17 protein-coding genes and 1 pseudogene are annotated in these 18,106 nt (G+C 70.3%); 15 read left to right on the top strand and 3 right to left on the bottom strand.

Going from position 1 to position 18,106, the window contains the following annotated elements:
* On the bottom strand, positions 1-419 hold a 419-nt coding region (locus VIP82_RS09180), incomplete at its 3' end, for a LysM peptidoglycan-binding domain-containing protein (protein ID WP_331907826.1).
* 113 nt (positions 420-532) lie between these two features.
* Here VIP82_RS09180 and VIP82_RS09175 point away from each other — a divergent pair.
* Complete coding sequence (locus VIP82_RS09175; protein WP_331907824.1) at positions 533-919, top strand: Rv2175c family DNA-binding protein; 387 nt, start codon at positions 533-535, stop codon at positions 917-919.
* 43 nt (positions 920-962) lie between these two features.
* Here the strand turns inward: VIP82_RS09175 and VIP82_RS09170 are convergent, their stop codons facing one another.
* Entirely contained in the window at positions 963-2,057 is a 1,095-nt protein-coding gene (locus VIP82_RS09170; RefSeq protein WP_331907822.1) for a polyprenyl synthetase family protein, read from the bottom strand.
* Positions 2,058-2,120: 63 nt separating this feature from the next.
* On the opposite strand from VIP82_RS09170, the gene VIP82_RS09165 reads away from it, so the two are divergent.
* From VIP82_RS09165 to VIP82_RS09120, 10 genes are all read left to right on the top strand, one after another.
* On the top strand, positions 2,121-2,486 hold the full coding sequence (locus VIP82_RS09165; protein WP_331907820.1) for an SCO2097 family morphological protein: 366 nt from the start codon (positions 2,121-2,123) through the stop codon (positions 2,484-2,486).
* 197 nt (positions 2,487-2,683) lie between these two features.
* Positions 2,684-3,115 carry a division/cell wall cluster transcriptional repressor MraZ gene (gene mraZ, locus VIP82_RS09160; RefSeq protein WP_331907818.1) on the top strand — a complete coding sequence of 144 codons (432 nt, stop codon included), beginning with the start codon at positions 2,684-2,686 and terminating at the stop codon, positions 3,113-3,115.
* Positions 3,116-3,238: 123 nt separating this feature from the next.
* Positions 3,239-4,207 (top strand): 16S rRNA (cytosine(1402)-N(4))-methyltransferase RsmH, encoded by a 969-nt coding sequence (gene rsmH, locus VIP82_RS09155; RefSeq protein ID WP_331907816.1) that lies wholly within the window; start codon positions 3,239-3,241, stop codon positions 4,205-4,207.
* Positions 4,204-4,830: a cell division protein FtsL gene (ftsL, locus tag VIP82_RS09150; RefSeq protein WP_331907814.1), complete on the top strand. Its 627-nt coding sequence runs from the start codon at positions 4,204-4,206 to the stop codon at positions 4,828-4,830. The genes rsmH and ftsL overlap by 4 nt, the downstream gene beginning before the upstream one ends.
* A 57-nt stretch (positions 4,831-4,887) precedes the next feature.
* Positions 4,888-6,675, top strand: coding sequence for a peptidoglycan D,D-transpeptidase FtsI family protein (locus VIP82_RS09145; RefSeq protein ID WP_331907812.1), 1,788 nt, complete (start codon positions 4,888-4,890; stop codon positions 6,673-6,675).
* A gap of 27 nt (positions 6,676-6,702) precedes the next feature.
* Positions 6,703-8,118 carry a UDP-N-acetylmuramoyl-tripeptide--D-alanyl-D-alanine ligase gene (locus tag VIP82_RS09140; RefSeq protein ID WP_331907810.1) on the top strand — a complete coding sequence of 472 codons (1,416 nt, stop codon included), beginning with the start codon at positions 6,703-6,705 and terminating at the stop codon, positions 8,116-8,118.
* A complete protein-coding gene (mraY, locus tag VIP82_RS09135; protein ID WP_331907808.1) occupies positions 8,115-9,227 on the top strand; it encodes a phospho-N-acetylmuramoyl-pentapeptide-transferase in 1,113 nt (370 codons plus the stop codon). The genes VIP82_RS09140 and mraY overlap by 4 nt, the downstream gene beginning before the upstream one ends.
* Complete coding sequence (gene murD / locus VIP82_RS09130; protein ID WP_414684646.1) at positions 9,209-10,831, top strand: UDP-N-acetylmuramoyl-L-alanine--D-glutamate ligase; 1,623 nt, start codon at positions 9,209-9,211, stop codon at positions 10,829-10,831. The genes mraY and murD overlap by 19 nt, the downstream gene beginning before the upstream one ends.
* Positions 10,755-12,056: a putative lipid II flippase FtsW gene (gene ftsW / locus VIP82_RS09125; RefSeq protein WP_331907806.1), complete on the top strand. Its 1,302-nt coding sequence runs from the start codon at positions 10,755-10,757 to the stop codon at positions 12,054-12,056. The genes murD and ftsW overlap by 77 nt, the downstream gene beginning before the upstream one ends.
* Before the next feature lie 179 nt (positions 12,057-12,235).
* Entirely contained in the window at positions 12,236-13,336 is a 1,101-nt protein-coding gene (locus tag VIP82_RS09120; RefSeq protein ID WP_331907804.1) for a UDP-N-acetylglucosamine--N-acetylmuramyl-(pentapeptide) pyrophosphoryl-undecaprenol N-acetylglucosamine transferase, read from the top strand.
* Here the strand turns inward: VIP82_RS09120 and VIP82_RS09115 are convergent.
* On the bottom strand, positions 13,322-13,696 hold the full coding sequence (locus tag VIP82_RS09115; protein WP_331907802.1) for a GntR family transcriptional regulator: 375 nt from the start codon (positions 13,694-13,696) through the stop codon (positions 13,322-13,324). The two genes, VIP82_RS09120 and VIP82_RS09115, sit on opposite strands and share 15 nt — an antisense overlap.
* Before the next feature lie 167 nt (positions 13,697-13,863).
* On the opposite strand from VIP82_RS09115, the gene murC reads away from it, so the two are divergent.
* From murC to VIP82_RS09095, 4 genes and pseudogenes are all read left to right on the top strand, one after another.
* Complete coding sequence (gene murC / locus VIP82_RS09110) at positions 13,864-15,300, top strand: UDP-N-acetylmuramate--L-alanine ligase (RefSeq protein ID WP_331907800.1); 1,437 nt, start codon at positions 13,864-13,866, stop codon at positions 15,298-15,300.
* A 5-nt stretch (positions 15,301-15,305) separates the two neighbouring features.
* On the top strand, positions 15,306-16,322 hold the full coding sequence (locus VIP82_RS09105) for an FtsQ-type POTRA domain-containing protein (RefSeq protein WP_331907798.1): 1,017 nt from the start codon (positions 15,306-15,308) through the stop codon (positions 16,320-16,322).
* A 171-nt stretch (positions 16,323-16,493) separates the two neighbouring features.
* Positions 16,494-17,645 carry a cell division protein FtsZ gene (gene ftsZ / locus VIP82_RS09100; RefSeq protein ID WP_308867543.1) on the top strand — a complete coding sequence of 384 codons (1,152 nt, stop codon included), beginning with the start codon at positions 16,494-16,496 and terminating at the stop codon, positions 17,643-17,645.
* 46 nt (positions 17,646-17,691) lie between these two features.
* Positions 17,692-18,106 (top strand): annotated as a pseudogene (locus VIP82_RS09095) (YggS family pyridoxal phosphate-dependent enzyme); the annotation flags it as partial.

The following is an 18,106-nucleotide window of genomic DNA, read 5'->3' as shown; positions in this document are numbered from 1 at the left end:
TAGATGGTCGAGGACCATCCGAGGCCGTTGAGCGCGAGCACATCGCCGGTGCGCAGCCCGAAGCGGGCGGCGATGCGGCTCACGGTGTCGCCGCGCTGCACGGTGTACGTCGCCGGCGCGGCCTCGGCGGTCACGCGGGCGACCGCGGAAGCGGCGCCCCCTGCCGTGGCAGCGGCGATCTCCGCCGCAGGTCCGGCGAGCGCGCGGGGCACCGAGACGGTCGCCACTGCGGGGGCCGCGGAGCGGATGCCTCGCAGTACGTGGTCCGCGCTCTGAGCGGCGGCATCCGTCGTCGCGGCATGCGCGGGAACGGCCGAGAGCGTCAGCGCGATCGAGCCTGCGACGGCCGCCGGAACCCCGGCGAGGAGTGCCCGCGACGTGGCGGCGCTCCGATGGACATTCTTCCTGGTACTCCGCACCTGTCGCACGAGTTTCCCCCCTCAGTCGACTCCGAAAACCGTGTCACGTAAGTCGTTTGGTGTCAACGGCTGTTATAAGGAGGGGCTGATGTGACAGAAGTGGCTGGAGTGCGATGGGCGGGGCGCCGCTGCGATCTGAGATAGTTGCTTTCGTGACCTCTGACGCGCCCCGCTTCGAGACCGACTGGCTCACCCTTCCCGACCTCGTGGAGGTGCTCGGCGAACCTCTCGGCCGCGTGCGCCGGCTGCTGGACGAGTTCCACCTCGTCGGATCCAAGCGCGATGGCGTCCTCAAGGTCCCGGCCGTCTTCATCGTCGACGGGCACCCGCTGCCGTCGCTGCGCGGCACGGTGTTCGTGCTCCACGACGTGGGGTTCTCGGACGACGAGGTGATCGACTGGCTGCTGACCCCGGAGGAGTCGATCGGGATGTCGCCGATCGAGGCTCTGCTCGCCGGTCGCAAGAGCGAGGTCCGTCGGGTCGCGCGCACGGTGGTCTGAGCCGCGGCGTCAGCCGGCCGCACGCCGTGCCGGACGGCCTTGCTCAGGTGGTGCGGACGGTCGCCGCGCGAGCCAGATCGCGCAGCTCGCCGACGGCGGCATTGCCCAGCCGTGCTCCCGACAGCGCGCGATCGGCCTCGTGCGCGTAGTCGGCGATGAGGCGCTCGATGCGGTCGAGCGCGCCGGTCTCGACGATCGTCTCCTGCAGCGACGCGATCTGCCCGGCGTCCAGGTCGGGATCGCCGATCAGCTCGTCGACGATGCGGCGCGCGCCGGGAGGGAGAGCCTCGCGCGCATACGCGATGAGCACCGTGCGCTTGCCCTCGCGCAGGTCGTCGCCCGAGGGCTTGCCGGTGGCCGCCTCGTCGCCGAACACCCCCAGCACGTCGTCGCGCAGCTGGAACGCCATGCCGAGTGGATGCCCGAACGCGGCGAGCGCGGCCGCCTGCGCGGCATCCGCTCCCGCCAGCGCCGCGCCGATCGCAAGAGGCTGCTGCACGCTGTACCGGGCGGACTTGAAGGAGGCCACGCGCAGCGCCCGCTCGGCGTGGCGCTCGTCGGGCTCGGTGACGAACGCGGACTCCTCGGCGATGTCGAGGAACTGGCCGAGCGTGACCTCGCGACGCATCAGTGCGTACTCCTGGCGGGCGACCGCAGCACGGTCGGGCGACGTCTCGGCGAGCCCCTCCTCGAGGAGGTCATCGCTCCAGGCGACGAGGAGGTCGCCGAGCAGGATCGCACCCGACCGGCCGAAAGCGTCGGCATCGCCGCGCCACCCGGAGTCGCGGTGGCCCGCCTCGAGTGCTCGGTGCGCCGCAGGGCGGCCGCGCCGGGTGTCGGAATTGTCGATGAGGTCGTCGTGCACGAGGGCGGCGGCATGGAACACCTCCAGCGCCGCGGCCGCTGCCACGACCGCATCGGGAGCGTCGCCGGCACGGGCCGACACCTCCTCCACGGCCCTCCACCCGGCGATGCAGAAGCGCCCGCGCAGTCGCTTGCCGCCCGTCGCCGCATCGGCTGCGGCCGAGACGAACCGCGCCGCGTCGGCACCGGCATCCGTCACGCCCTCCCGCTGAGCCGAGATGAAGATGTCCACTCGCTGGGAAATGGCTTCGATCGGTTCTGCGGGTGCGGACACGGGCCTAGCCTAGTGAGGAACGGCACGCGTACAATCGAGCCACCGAAGTACAGAGGGGGATGCATGCCACTCTCCGAACAGGAGCAGCGCCTGCTGGACGAGATGGAACGCCATCTCATGCGCAACGACGCGGATGTCGTCAGCGCGCCCCGCGACGGACGCACTCTGAGCTATCGAAACATCGTCTACGGCACGATCCTCGTGCTGCTGGGGCTCGGCGGTCTGATCGTCGGGGTCTCGCAGCAATTGATCGTCGTCGGGGTGATCGGCTTCGTCGTGATGCTGGGCGGAGTCCTCCTCGCCGTCACGCCGGGTCGTGGTCCCGGCAAGATACCGGCCGAGCCCGACCGGCCCGCGAAACCACAGAATGCCTCCTCGTTCATGGACCGTATGAACGACCGATGGGACAAGCGGCAAGGGGAGCGCTGAGCGCCGCCGCCGGCTGAGTCCGCACGAGAAGCACCGACCTTCGGGTCGGTGCTTTTTTGTTGCCCGCATGTCGCACCTGAAGCGGCCGCCAGGGGGCGCCGGGGAGCGTGCGGCGATCCATTAGTAGCAAAGTGGAGGAGAGTGGAGTAAAGTGGCGAGCAACCCGGGGGGCCGGACGAAGGGGGTGTGATGTACCGATGCTTTTGGGCACGCACACACCCAAGCTCGATGACAAAGGACGCGTCATCCTCCCGGCCAAGTTCCGCGACGACCTTGGTGGGGGTGTCGTCGTGACGCGCGGACAGGATCGCTGTCTGTACGTGTTCAGCGAGAAGGAATTCGAGCGGGTGCACGACCGCATCCGTGAGGCGCCTCTCGCGAACAAGCAGGCGCGCGACTTCCTGCGCATGTTCCTCTCGGGCGCCAGTGCCGAGAAGCCCGACAGTCAGAACCGCATCACGATCCCCCCTCCGCTGCGCGCATACGCCGGCCTGGAGCGCGACCTCGTCGTCACCGGCGTCGGAGCCCATGCCGAGATCTGGGACGCCACGGCATGGAGCACCTATGCCGAGGCCAACGAAGAGACATACGCCGAGCTGGAGCAGGAGGTGATTCCGGGCCTGTTCTGACGCGCCCTGTCGCCTGGACCCCGACTCCCAGCCGCTCCCGCCCTGTCGCCACTTCCCCGGTGCCAGGTCAGAGCGGATGGGGATCAGGATCCAGGGGGCAGAGCCGCAGAGGCCCCGACGACCATGAACCTGCGCGACATCCACACCCCGGTCATGCTCGAGCGCTGCATCGAGCTGCTCGCACCCGCCCTCCAGCGCGACGGCGCCGTCTTCGTCGATGCCACGCTCGGCATGGGCGGCCACTCCGAGGCCTTCCTCGAGCGATTCCCCGAGCTACACCTCGTCGGTCTCGACCGCGACACCGACGCGCTGCGCATCGCGGGGGAGCGCTTGGCGCGTTTCGGCGATCGCATCACGCTCGTCCACACGGTCTACGACGGGATCGCGGATGCCGTCACCTCGAGCGGCTTCGCCGCCGCCGACGGCATCCTGTTCGATCTCGGTGTCTCGTCGCTGCAGCTCGATGTCGCGGATCGGGGCTTCGCGTACGCGCAGGATGCCCCGCTGGACATGCGCATGGACCAGTCGGCGGGCACGACGGCGGCCGACATCCTCGCCACCTACGGCGAGGGGGACCTGCGCCGCATCTTCGAGCGGTACGGCGAGGAGAAGCTGGCCGGCCGGTATGCCCGCGCGATCATCGCGGCCCGGGCGCAGCAGCCGATCGAGCGATCCGGCCGGCTGGTCGAGATCCTGCAGGCGGCGACGCCGGCGGCCGTGCAGCGCACCGGGCATCCCGCCAAGCGCGTGTTCCAGGCGCTGCGCATCGAGGTCAACCGCGAGCTGTCGGTGCTCGAGCGCGCCATTCCGTCGGCGCTCGGCATCCTGCCGGTCGGCGGGCGCATGGTCGTGCTGTCGTACCAGTCGCTCGAGGACCGGCTGATCAAGCGCGCCCTCGCCGAGGCATCGGCGTCCACGGCGCCGGCGGGTCTTCCCGTCGAGCTTCCGGAGCACGCCCCGAAATTCCGACTGCTCGTCAAAGGTGCCGAGCTCGCCACCGACGAGGAGCGCGCGGTCAACCCGCGCGCGACGCCGGTGCGCCTCCGCGCCGCTGAGCGCGTGAGGCCCGAGCACGCGGAGGGTGCCGCATGAGCACGATCGCGAACGCCATGACAGCGGCCGGGCTCTCGGGCTCCGCCGCCCGCCGACCGGTCGGCAGTGCCGCTCCGGATCGATCGGACGCCCCGCGCCGCCGGCTGCAGGTGGTCGACGCGCCGGCTCGCCGGCGTCGCCCCAAGCTCTTCTACGGGATCGTCGCCGTGCTGGGGGCGTTCCTCATCGCCGCCGCGCAGATGTCGCTGTCGATCATGACGACGCAGAGCACGTACGAGCTCGCCGCTCTGTCGAAGGAGCAGCGTGACCTGACCTACGAGAAGCAGATCCTCTACGACGACGTCGCCGGGCTGAGCTCCCCGCAGTATCTGGCAGCGAACGCGGCCGCCCTCGGAATGGTGATCAACGAGGCGCCGAGCTACCTGCGGCTGAGCGACGGCGCGATCCTCGGTCCGTCCGAGGTGGCCATGGGGTCGTCGTCGGTCGACGCCATCGGCCGTGGGGCCGTGGCCAACGCCCTCATCGCCGACACCCCCCTCGTCACCGTCCCCGACGCGACCATCGACGGAGTGCCCGTCGAGGTCGCCGAGACGCCGGACGGCGGAGTCGGCAACACTCCGCCGCCGCTCACCGACGGACTGCCCACTCCGAGCACACACTGAACCGACGGCACCGCCGGCGGTCGACACGAGAACGCGAGACCAGAGCACGAGACGCAGATGACGACACGAAGCACGAGAAGCCCCCGCCGCCGCACCGTCGTGGCCCTCGCCGTCGTCCTCGCCGTGCTCGCCGGATTCATCGTGCGCCTCGTCGACATCCAGGTCGTGAATGCAGACGACCACATCAAGGACTCGCTCGACACGGCGTTCGCGGGCAAGCAGACGCTGTACGGCACTCGCGGCTCGATCGTCGACGAGACGGGGCAGACGCTGGCCGGCAGCATCCTGCGGTACGACTGCCAGCTCGATCCGCTGCTCATCACGCAGACCGACGCGGACGTGCTGGAGAAGAAGTCGAAGTCGCGGCTGTGGGCCGACGTGTCGAACGACGTCGCAGAGATCACCGGGCAGACGCCCGAGGACGTCCGCGCGATCGTCGGCACCGCGCTCGCGGATGACCCGGACACCCAGTACGCCGAACTCAAGAACGGCGTCTCGACCGAGCAGTTCCGCGCGCTGGCCGACCTGAAGATGCCGTACATCACCTGCGTCTCCCATCCGGCGCGCGCGTACCCCGACGGGGCCGTCGCAGGAAACCTCGTCGGCTTCATGGGCACGGACGGCGAAGCGCTGGAAGGTCTCGAGCTCTCGCAGAACGACTGCCTCGCCGCGACCGATGGCGAGCGCCTGTATGAGCGGGGCAAGGACGGCGTCGTCATCCCCGGCACCGAGACCGAGGTACCGGCGGCAGACGGCGGCACCTTGCAGCTCACCATCAACCGGGACCTGAACTGGTATCTGCAGCAGCTGATCGCCGAGCAGACGCAGAACATGGCCGCGCAGCACGGCTCGATCCTCGTGTACGAGGTGAAGACCGGAAAGGTGCGCGCGGCGGCCGAGTACCCGACCGTCGACCCCAACGACGTGGATGCCACTCCGGCCGACGATCGCACCAGCCAGATCCTGCGCGGCACCTTCGAGCCCGGTTCGACGTTCAAGGGCCTGACCGCCGCGACAGTCATCGATGCCGGCGGGCAGACGCCCGATTCGACCGTCGTGGCCTCGGGGCTCGAGAACTTCCCCAACGGCGCGCGTGTGCGCGACTCGTTCCAGCACCCGGCGTACACCTACACGCTCACCGGCGTGCTCATCGACTCGTCGAACGCCGGCATCTCGAAGTTCAGCGAGAAGGTCGACAAGAAGACGCGCTACGACTACTTCAAGCGCTTCGGCATCGGTGACGGCACGTCGAGCGGCTACCCGCTCGAGGCGAACGGCCTGATCCATCCGGTCGAGGAGTGGGGCGCTCAGACCGCGTACAACACCGCGTTCGGGCAGGGCGTGACCACCACGATGCCCGAGCTCGCCCGCGCGTACGGGGCGATCGTGAACGGCGGCGTCAAGATGCCGCTGCAGATCATCGAGTCGTGCACCAAGGCCGACGGCACCGTGGTCGAACCCGACCTCGCCGCGCCCGAGCGCGTGATCAGCGAGAGCACCTCGGCGCAGATGCGCGAGATGCTCGAGAACGTGTTCCTGCAGGCTCCGTACGCCAAGACCGTCGAGATCCCCGGGTACCGCATCGGCGGCAAGACGGGCACCGGCGAGAAGGCCGACCTGGTCAACGGCGGTTACAAGGCCGGCGTCTACTACACGACGATGGTCGGCTTCGCTCCGGCGGACGACCCGCAGTACGTGGTGGTCGTCACTCTCGACGAGCCGACGAAGGTAACATCGTCTGCGGCCAACGCGACCGCGTTCCAGAAGGCCATGACCCAGGTGCTCAAGACCTACCGCGTCATGCCCTCCACGACGTCGCCGGAGCTGCTGCCCAAGTTCGGGTAGTCTCCCCACCCGACGGAGAGTTCCCAGATGATCGCGCTCACCATCGCCCAGATCGCCCATGCCGTCTCGGGCGAGACGCACCTCGCCGACGGCGACACCCCCGACACCGTCATCGCAGGCGCTGTCGACACCGATTCCCGACTGATCGGTCACGGTGGCGTGTTCGTCGCGAAGCCCGGCGAGGAGACGGACGGCCACCTTTTCGTCGACGCTGCCGTCGGCAACGGCGCGGCGCTCGCGCTGGTCGAACGCCGAGTGGAGGCCGCCGTCAGCCAGATCGTCGTGCCCGACGTCGTCGTCGCCCTCGCGGACCTGGCACGAGAGGTCGTCGCGCGGGTGCGGGATGCCGGCGCTCTGCGGGTCGTGGGCATCACCGGCTCGAACGGCAAGACCACCACGAAGAACCTGCTCGCCCGCATCCTCGAGGGCGAAGGCGAGACCGTTTCGCCGAAGGCGTCGTTCAACAACGAGGTGGGTGCGCCGCTCACCATGCTGCGCGTCACCGAGACCACGAAGTTCCTCGTGAGCGAGTTCGGCGCGAGCGCCCCCGGCGAGATCGCGCGCCTCGCGGGTCTGGTCGACCCCGATGTCGGCGTGGTCCTCATGGTCGGCATGGCGCACGCCGGCGGCTTCGGCGGCATCGAGGCCACCTTCCACGCCAAGTCGGAGCTCGTGCGGGCGCTGGGCGCCGGGGGAGTGGCGGTGCTGAACGCCGACGACGCCCGCGTGGCCGCGATGGCGCCGATCGCCGCCGAGCAGGGCGCGTCGGTGCGCTGGTTCGGCCGCGGACCCGCCGCCACCGATGTGCGCGCCGACGACGTGGTGGTGACGGCATCCGGAACATCCTTCACGGTGACCGCGGACGGCGCTTCGCTGCCGCTGCGCCTGCGGGTGCTGGGGGAGCACCATGTCATGAACGCCCTCGCCGCCATCGCCGCCGCGACGACCCTCGGTGTGTCGCTCGCCGACGCCGTCGAGCGGCTCGAGACGGTCGAGATCGCCGAGCGCTGGCGCATGCAGCCGCTCGGGTCGGATCGCGTGCGCATCATCAACGACGCCTACAACGCCAGCCCCGACTCCATGTCGGCGGCCCTGCGCACCCTCGCCCAGATCACGGGTGCCGGAGAGCGCACCGTCGCCGTGCTGGGGGCGATGAGCGAGCTGGGCGAGTACGCCGAGGAGGAGCACGACCGGATCGGCCTGCTCGCGGTGCGCCTCGGCATCCAGCGCATCGTCGTCGTGGGCGACGCCGCGCGACGAATGTACCTCGAAGCCGTCGCACAGGGCTCGTGGGACAACGAGGCCGTGTTCTTCTCGACCGCCGACGAGGCGTTCGCCTACCTTCAGGGCGAGCTGCGTGACGGCGATCGCGTGCTCGTCAAGTCGTCGAACTCGGCCGGCCTGCGGTTCCTCGGCGATCGTCTGGGAGAATCGTTCTCGTGAGATCTCTCCTTACCGCGGCGGCGATCTCGCTGGCATTCACCCTCTTCCTCACCCCCGTCTTCCTGCGGCTCTTCCGCAAGTGGGGCTGGGGCCAGGTGATCCGCACCCCGGAGGACATCCGCAACCCCAACCACCACACGAAGCGCGGTACGCCCACGATGGGCGGCACGATCTTCATCGTCGGAACGATCGTCGGCTACCTGGTCGGCTGCTATGTGGGCAACAACCCGCCGACGGTCTCGGGCCTGCTGGTGATCTGGATGATGGTCGGGTTCGGTGCCGTCGGCTTCATCGACGACTACATGAAGGTGCGCCAGCAGAAGTTCATGGGCCTGAGCGGCTGGCGCAAGATCGTCGGTCAGGTCATCGTCACGGTGCCGTTCGGCATTGTGGCGCTGAACTTCCCCAACCAGTTCGATCAGACGCCGGCGTCGCCGTACGTGTCGGTCTTCCGCGACGTCCCGGTCCTCGGCTTCATGACGCTCGGCCTCATCGCGGGGTGGATCCTGTATCTCGCGTGGGTGACCTTCATCGGGGTGGCATTCTCGAACAGCACGAACGTGACGGACGGGCTGGACGGCATGGCGGCCGGCGCCGGCATCTTCGTCGTCGGCGCCTACAGCCTCATCGCGTTCTGGCAGTTCAACCAGGCGTGCTGGGGAGGCGAGGGGCTGTCGGCGGCCGCGAAGGCCGCGTGCTATCCGACTCGCGATCCGTTCGATCTCGCCATCATCTCGGCCTCTTTCGTCGGCGCGCTCGTCGGGTTCCTCTGGTGGAACGCCCCGAAGGCCAAGGTCTTCATGGGTGACGTCGGATCGATGGCCATCGGCGGCGTCATCGCCGCGATGGCGATCCTCACCCGCACCGAGCTGCTCGCCGTGCTCGTCGCCGGCGTCTTCATCATCGGCCCCGGCTCGGTGATCCTGCAGCGCCTGTACTTCAAGATCACCCGCGGCAAACGGCTGTTCCTGATGAGTCCGTTCCACCACCACCTCGAGCTGCGCGGCTGGTCCGAGGTCACGATCGTGGTGCGCATGTGGATCATCGCCGGCCTCCTCGCCGTCTCGGGTGTCGGATTCTTCTACGTCGAATGGCTCTCTCGCACATGACCTCGGAACGCCTGTCCACCCTCACCAGCTGGAACGCCGACTGGAATGGCCTGCGGGTGGCTGTGCTCGGCCTGTCGGTCACCGGCTTCTCGGTCGCCGACACGCTGGCCGAGCTCGGCGCCGACGTGCTCGTGGTGACAGAGAAGGCCGACGAGGAGTACGCGCGTCTGCTGCCGGTCATCGGCGCGCGGCTCTGGACCGGCCCGCTCGACTCTGCTGATACGGGCACGGCTGAGGGCTCCGTTCCGGCGGAGCTGACCGACTTCGCACCCGAGGTCGTCGTGGCCTCGCCCGGCTTCCCGCCACGGCATCCGCTCATCTCCTGGGTGCGCGAGAACGGCATCGCGCTGTGGGGAGACGTCGAGCTCGCCTGGCGGGTGCGCGACAAGGTGGTGCGTGCCGACGGCTCGCCGGCCGACTGGATCCTCGTCACCGGCACCAACGGCAAGACCACGACGACCCGCCTCGCGGCGACGATGCTCGTCGCGGGCGGACTGAGGGCGGCGCCCGTCGGCAACATCGGCACGCCCGTGCTCGACGCCGTGCGCGATCCTTCCGGGTTCGACGCCCTGGTCGTCGAGCTGTCGAGCCATCAGCTCTGGTACCTGGGGCTGCAGGACTCGCCGGACCCGGTGTCGCCGTGGGCCGCGGTCTGCCTCAACCTCGCCGACGACCACCTGGAGTGGCACGGCTCGTTCGACGAGTACCGGGCCGCGAAGGCGCACGTGTACGACAACACGCGCGTCGCATGCGTCTACAACAAGGCGGATGCCGCCACCCAGCGCATGGTCGAGGACGCCGAGGTCATCGAGGGCGCGCGCGCCATCGGGTTCGACCTGGGGACACCCGGGCCCAGCGACCTCGGCGTCGTCGAGGGCATCGTCGTCGACCGCGCGTTCCTGGAGGATCGGCGCACCAGCGCGCTGGAGCTCACCACGGTGGACGAGCTCGCCTCGCTCGGCCTGGCCGCCCCGCACATCGTCTCCAACATCCTGGCCGCGGCCGCCCTGGCGCGGTCGCTGGACGTCGCGCCCGCCGCGATCCGCGATGCGCTGCGGGGCTTCCGCCTCGACCCGCACCGGATCGAGGTCGTCGCCCGGCACGCCGGCATCACGTGGGTCGACGACTCCAAGGCCACCAACCCGCACGCCGCTGCCTCTTCCCTCGCGGCATACCCCGGCGCCGTGTGGGTCGTCGGCGGCCTGCTCAAGGGCGTCGACATCTCAGAGCTCGTCTCGGGCCGCGGCGCGGGCGCGAAAGCCGCCATCGTGATCGGCGTCGACCGCGCGGCGGTCGTCGCCGCGTTCGAGCGACACGCGCCGGCGGTGCCGGTGTTCGAGGTCGAGGCCGATGAGACTGAAGGGGTCATGGCGCAGGTCGTCGAACTGGCGGCAGGGGTGGCGCGTGACGGGGACGTGGTTCTGCTCGCTCCCGCTGCGGCATCCTTCGACCAGTTCGCGTCGTACGCGGACCGCGGACGGCGATTCGCCGCAGCGGTGAGGGAACGGATCGGAACGGGGGACCCGGGTGACCACGACACAACCGCCGCGAACCCGGCCGACGCGCCCCGCCCCGACGACGCCCGACCAGACGACCGAGGCTGACAAGTCCGGGCGGCGAGGACTCGCCGCGCGTGTGTCGCTGGGCCGGGTGTTCGCTCCCGTGCCGAGCGAGTTCCTGCTCATCGCCTCGACGGCGCTCCTGCTGACGGTGTTCGGGCTCGTCATGGTGCTGTCGGCGACGTCCGCGACCGCCACCGCGGCCGGCGAGGCGCCGTGGGAGATGGTGATCAAGCAGGTCGTCTTCGCCGTGATCGGCATCCCGCTGATGTTCATCGCGAGCCGCCTGCCCGTCTCGTTCTGGAAGAAGCTCGCCTGGCCGGCGCTCATCTTCGGCGTCGCATTCCAACTGCTGGTGTTCACGCCCCTCGGCCACGGTGCCGACGGCAACCGCAACTGGATCACGATCGCCGGCTTCCAGGCGCAACCGTCGGAGTTCCTCAAGCTGGGGCTCGCGCTCTGGGTCGCGTACGTGCTGTTCCGGAAGCGCTCGCTGCTGACGAAGTGGCAGCACGTGTTCATCCCGCTGGTCCCGGTGGCGGGGCTGGCGATCGCCACGGTCCTCGCGGGCGACGACCTCGGCACGGCGATGATCCTCGTGCTCATCGTGCTCGGCGCCCTGTTCTTCTCGGGCGTCAAGCTGCGCATCTTCATCCTGCCCGCGATCGGCGCGGCGGCGGCGGTGGCATTCCTCGCCGTCACCAGCCCCGACCGCATGCGCCGGTTCATGAGCTTCCTCAACCCGAACTGCCTCGACGACTACTTCAACGACTGCTACCAGCCGCTGCACGGCATCTGGGGGCTCGCGAGCGGTGGCATCTTCGGGCTGGGCCTCGGCAACTCGCGCGAGAAGTACGACTGGCTCCCCGCCGCGGCCAACGACTACATCTTCGCGATCGTCGGCGAGGAGCTCGGGCTCATCGGCTGCGCCGTCGTGCTCAGTCTCTTCGCCCTCTTCGCGGTCGGCGCCTTCCACGTCATCCGCAAGACCGACGACCCGTTCGTGCGGATCGCGGCCGGTGGCATCACGGTGTGGATCGTCGGACAGGCGCTCATCAACATCGGCGTCGTGCTGCGCGTCTTCCCGGTCCTCGGCGTGCCGCTGCCGTTCATGTCGCAGGGCGGCACGTCGCTGCTGTCGGTGCTGATCGCCTCAGGCGTGCTGCTCGCGTTCGCCCGCTCGCTCCCGGCGTCCATCGCCCGTCGTGAAGCGGCGATCGCCGCGGCTCGCGCGGCGCGCGAGCGGGCGAAGCTGCGCGCCGTCCGCTGAGCCGAGGCTGACCGGGGGCCGATCGGGGGCTGAGCCGAGGCGTCCCGGTCCGCGCCGTCAGCTGTTCGGTCTTCCCCCGGGGTTTGGCGCGCCGCGGCCGTTCGGGCGCGCGGCGTGTGCGCCCCGAACGTCCGCCGTGCGCCCCCAACCCCGTCGGCCCGGCCGGGTAGGCTCGGGGAGTGACGACGTACCTCCTGGCCGGCGGCGGCACCGCCGGACACGTGAACCCGCTCCTGGCGGTCGCCGATGCGCTGCGCGCCCGTGACCCCGAGGCCGTGGTGCTCGTGCTCGGCACGCGCGAAGGGCTCGAGGCGCGGCTCGTGCCCGAGCGGGGTTACGAGCTGCTGTTCGTCGACAAGGTGCCGTTCCCGCGTCGCCCCGACAAGGCCGCCGCCGCCTTCCCGGCGCGGTTCCCCCGCGCGATCGCGCAGGTGCGCGCCCACATCTCCGAGCGCCACGTCGATGTCGTGGTGGGTTTCGGCGGCTACGCCTCAGCCCCCGCCTACGTGGCGGCCCGGCGTGAGCGGGTGCCGTTCGTCGTCCACGAGGCGAATGCCCGCCCGGGCCTGGCGAACGTCCTGGGCGCCCGTCGGGCCGCGGGTGTCGGAGTCGCCTTCGAAGGCACGCCGCTGAAACGCTCGCGCGTCGTCGGGATGCCGCTGCGCCGCGAGATCGTCACACTCGACCGCGACGCACTTCGCACCGAGGCGGCCGCGCATTTCGGTCTCGACCCCGCTGAGCCGGTGCTCCTCGTGTTCGGCGGATCGCTCGGCGCGCAGCGCCTGAACGCGGCGTTCGGCGAAGGGCACGGCGCCGCGTGGCGCGACGTGCTCGACGCCGGCTGGCAGCTGCTGCACATCACGGGGGAGCGGTCCGAGCTGGTCGACCCCGGCGTCGCCGGGTACGCGCTGCGCCGCTACGTCGACCGCATGGACCTCGCGTTCGCGCTGGCGGACCTCATCGTGTCGCGCTCCGGCGCCGCGACCGTCAGTGAGATCAGCGCGCTCGGCATCCCGACGGTCTACGTGCCATACGCCGTCGGCAACGGTGAGCAGGCTCTCAACGCCTCGTCCGCCGTCCGTGCGGGGGCAGCCCTGCTGATCGCGGATGCCGACTTCACCGGCGATCGCGTGCGCTCGGAGGTCGTCCCCCTCCTGGCCGACGACGCCCGGCGCGCCGCGATGGCGGCGGCTGCGGCATCCGTCGGCACCCGCACCGGAACCGAGAACGTCGTCGCGATGATCGACGACGCCCTGCGGGTGTCGTCAGGACGCCGGTGAGGCCTCTCCGCCGCGCAGCGCGGCGGTGACGATCGCGAGCGCCTCGTCGGCGTCGAGGCGGAGGTCGCGCACCTGTGCGGCGAACGCGGCGGCGGCGCGCTGAAGCTGCTGCCGCGCCGGGTCGGCGTCGAATGCGACGAACGTGCCGTTGCGGCCGCGGGTCTCGATCATGCCGGATGCCTCGAGCTCCCGGTACGCGCGCGCGACCGTGCCGGGCGCGACGCCCAGGTCCTCGGCGAGGCGGCGCACGGTGGGCAGGCGCTCGCCTGCGCTCAGCTCCCCGGATGCCACGGCGCCGACGAGGCCGGAGCGGAGCTGCTCGAACGGCGGTACGGGCGAGGAGGGGTCGATGACGATCATGCAGTCTCTTTCGCTCACAGGTGCCGCGGCGGCAGCAGCAGGTGCGGCAGCAGCTGCGTTGTGCCGCCGTCTGTATCAACGTATCAACACAGTCCTGCCGACCGCACTGGTGCCACACAGCGCGCCGGGGCCGAGGCCGCCGTTGCCCAACTTAGGATTGACGAGCCATGATCAGACCCGATCTCAGTCTTCCCATCCCCGACGACATCACCGCCGCCCACTTCATCGGAATCGGCGGATCCGGCATGTCGGGGCTCGCCCGCATGTTCCTGGAGCGCGGCATCCGCGTGTCGGGGTCCGATCGTGCCGACAGCAAGGGCCTGCGCGAACTCGCCGATCTCGGGGCGACGGTCTACGTCGGCCACGACGCGGCGAACCTCGCCGACGACGTCGACACCGTCGTGCACACCGGTGCGATCTGGCCCGAGAACCCGGAGTTCCTGCTGGCCAAGGAGCGCGGACTGCACGTGATCCACCGTTCGCAGGCGCTGTACTGGCTCATCGGCGGGCGCCGGCTCGTGTCGGTCGCGGGCGCGCACGGCAAGACGACGTCGACGGGCATGATCGTGACGGCGCTGCGCGACCTGGATGTCGACCCCACGTTCGTCAACGGCGGTGTCATCGCGCAGCTCGGGGTCTCGAGCGGCAGCGGACGCGACGACCTGTTCGTCATCGAGGCCGACGAGTCGGACGGCACGTTCCTGCTCTACGACACGTCGATCGCCCTCATCACCAACGTCGACCCCGACCACCTCGATCACTGGGGCACCCGCGACGCGTTCTACGAGGCGTTCGCCCGGTTCGCGAACGAGGCGCGCGAGGCCGTCGTGATCTCGTCCGACGACGCCGGCGCCCAGCTCGTGGCCGCGCAGCTCACCCATCCGCACGTGGTCACCTTCGGCGAGGCCGAGGATGCGACGGTGCGGGTCAGCGACATCGTCACGGAGGGCCCGGTCTCCTTCCGCATCAGCCACGCCGGTGCCTCCGCCGACGCGCAGCTGCCGATCCCCGGCGCGCACAACGCGATCAACGCCGCCGGAGCCGTGGCTGTGCTCCTGACGCTCGGCCACGACCTCGAGGCGGCGGTGCGTGCCGTCGAAGGCTTCGCCGGCACGGTGCGGCGCTTCGAGCTGCACGGGGTCGAGCGCGGAGTGAGCGTCTTCGACGATTACGCCCACCACCCGACCGAGGTCGCGGCGGCCCTGGCGGCCGCCCGCACCGTCGTCGGCGACGGGCGCATCATCGCCATCCAGCAGCCCCACACCTACTCGCGCACCCAGGAGATGTACCGCGAGTTCGCGGAGGTGCTCGAGCACTACGCCGACCACACCGTCATGCTCGATGTGTACGGCGCCCGCGAAGATCCGGTTCCGGGCGTCACCGGCGAGCTCGTGAGCGACGCCTTCGCCGACCCGTCGCACGTCCACTTCGTGCCCGACTGGCAGGAGGCCGCCGACTACACGGCGTCGGTCGCCCGCGACGGCGACTACGTCATCACGCTCGGCTGCGGCAACGTGAACCTCATCATCCCGCAGGTCCTCGAGTCGCTCGCCCGCCCGGGCAGCGGCGCGACGGGCCCCGAACGCACGAGCACGCCGGAGTAGGACCCATGCGCCGTCCGTCGCCGTTGCCGCAGTCGCCGGTCGCCTCGCGCGGCGCGGCGGATGCGGCCGCGCCGTCGAAACGCGCGCCGCGGCGAGGCACGGCGACGTCGGTCATCACGGACCCCGCCGAGTCCGTCGAAGCACCGCTGCCGGAGAACGACGACACCACGGCTCCGATCATCCCGCTCGCGCTTCCCACGGATCCTCCCGCGCCAGCGTCCGCCGCGAAGACCGCAAGCGCCGGGACGGATGCCGGCGACGTCGGTTTCCGCGAGGTATGGAAGGCGTCGCGAGCCCGGCGCAAGGCGCTGCGCGCAGAGATCCGCCGCTTCACCGTGCGGCAGCGGCGGCGGAGGGCGATCTGGCTCGGGGCCGCGGCATCCGTCCTCCTGCTCGCGCTGGGCACACTCGGCGCCGCGTACAGCCCGCTGTTCGGCGTGGAGAAGATCTCCGTGGTGGGTGCGCAGCAGGTCTCGGCGGACGCCATCTCGGATGCGCTGGCGGGACAGCTCGGCACGCCGCTTCCCCTCATCGACGAGAGCGCGGTCAAGGCGGAGCTCGTCGCCTTCCCCCTCATCGAGACCTACGCGCTCGAGGCCAGACCGCCGCACGAGCTGGTCGTGCGCATCGTCGAGCGCACGCCGATCGGCCTCATCGAGACCCGCGCCGGCTACACGCTCGTCGATGCGGCGGGCGTCGCGCTGTCGACGACGGGAACGCCGAGCCCGGGCACGCCGCTGCTCACGATCACCGGCGGCGTCGACTCGGATGCCTTCGCGGCCGCCGGCCAGGTGATGCGGTCGCTACCCGAGGACATCCGGGCGCAGGTGACCGAGGTGGCCGCGTCGACGCCCGACGATGTCACCCTCACGCTCGGCGGGACCAACACCCAGATCGTCTGGGGGAGCGCAGAGGACTCCGCCGAGAAGGCGCTCGCGCTGCAGAAGATCATGGCCGCGCGGCCCCCCGCGGACGTCATCACGTACGACGTCTCGTCACCGCACGCCGTCGTCGTCAGCTGAGCCGGCCCTCCCAGGCGCGACTTCCGCACGGGATGCCGCGACACGCCGTCCCGGTCCGCACGCTGGCGCGGCCTCCGCTTACTTTCGAGTCAAGGAATTGCATACCGGGCAATTCTTTATACCTCTACTAGAGGTTGAAGGTTTAAAAGGTCCAGGGCTACGGAGGCCGGCATGAGCCAGAACCAGAACTACCTCGCCGTGATCAAGGTCGTCGGCGTCGGCGGCGGCGGCGTCAACGCGGTCAACCGCATGATCGAGCTCGGTCTGCGGGGCGTCGAGTTCATCGCCATCAACACCGACGCCCAGGCGCTGCTGATGAGCGACGCCGACGTCAAGCTCGACGTGGGTCGCGAACTGACCCGAGGGCTCGGCGCAGGTGCCGACCCCGAGGTGGGTCGGCGCGCCGCCGAAGACCATGCCGAAGAGATCGAGGAGGCGCTGCGCGGCGCCGACATGGTCTTCGTCACGGCGGGCGAAGGCGGCGGCACGGGCACCGGCGGTGCCCCCGTGGTCGCGAAGATCGCCAAGTCGATCGGCGCCCTCACCATCGGTGTCGTCACCAAGCCGTTCTCGTTCGAGGGCCGCCGTCGTCAGCAGCAGGCCGAGACGGGCGTCGGACGACTCAAGGAAGAAGTCGACACCCTCATCGTGGTGCCGAACGACCGCCTCCTCGAGATCAGCGACCGTGGCATCTCGATGATCGAGGCGTTCGCGACCGCCGACCAGGTGCTCCTCGCCGGTGTGCAGGGCATCACCGACCTCATCACGACGCCGGGTCTGATCAACCTCGACTTCGCCGATGTCAAATCGGTCATGCAGGGAGCCGGATCCGCCCTCATGGGCATCGGCTCGGCACGGGGGGCCGATCGCGCCATCAAGGCCGCCGAGCTCGCGGTCGAGTCGCCACTGCTCGAAGCGTCGATCGAGGGTGCGCACGGCGTGCTTCTGTCGATCCAGGGCGGGTCGAACCTCGGCATCTTCGAGATCAACGACGCGGCGCAGCTCGTCAAGGAGGCCGCGCACCCCGAGGCCAACATCATCTTCGGAACGGTGATCGACGACACCCTCGGCGACGAGGTGCGCGTCACGGTCATCGCGGCAGGGTTCGACGGCGGTGAGCCGCAGACGCGCATCGAGCCGATCACCGCCTCGCGCATCGTCTCGACGCCCGCTGTGCCGGCGACGCCCGCCGACGAGGCGGCCAAGGACCGCGACGTCGTCGAGCAGTCGGTCGTGCCCGTGTCGGTCGGCGCCGTCACCGAGTCGTCGTACGACACGGCGTTCGGCGACGACGACCTCGACATCCCCGACTTCCTCAAGTAAGCCCATCGGCACGCTCGCGGGTCGCCCGTCGACAAGCCAGGACACCGTGGGAGATCTACGTTCGCGCCTCGCGGCGATCGATGAGCGGATCGCGGATGCCGCACGCGCGGCAGGCCGTGATCCCTCGGAGCTCACCCGCATCGTCGTGACGAAGTTCCACCCCGCGTCGCTCGTCGAGGAGCTGTACGACCTCGGTGTGCGCGATGTCGGGGAGAACCGCCAGCAGGAGTTCAGCCGCAAGGTCGGCGAGGTGGGCGCACTCGCCGGGCTGCGGTGGCATTTCATCGGGCAGGCGCAGACCAACAAGGCGCGGGCGATCCGGGCCGCGGCATCCGTCGTCCACTCGCTCGATCGCGCCCGCCTCGCCGACGCGCTCGATGCGGCGGCCGAGCCGGGCGAGCCGGCCCTCGACGTGCTGCTGCAGGTCAACCTCACCGACGACCCCGGTCGCGGCGGCGTGG

It is taken from the genome of Microbacterium sp. (assembly GCF_036566905.1).
Lineage (GTDB): Bacteria > Actinomycetota > Actinomycetes > Actinomycetales > Microbacteriaceae > Microbacterium.
The sequence above is the reverse complement of the archived record's forward strand: the minus strand, read 5'-3'. Positions and strand labels throughout refer to the sequence as shown.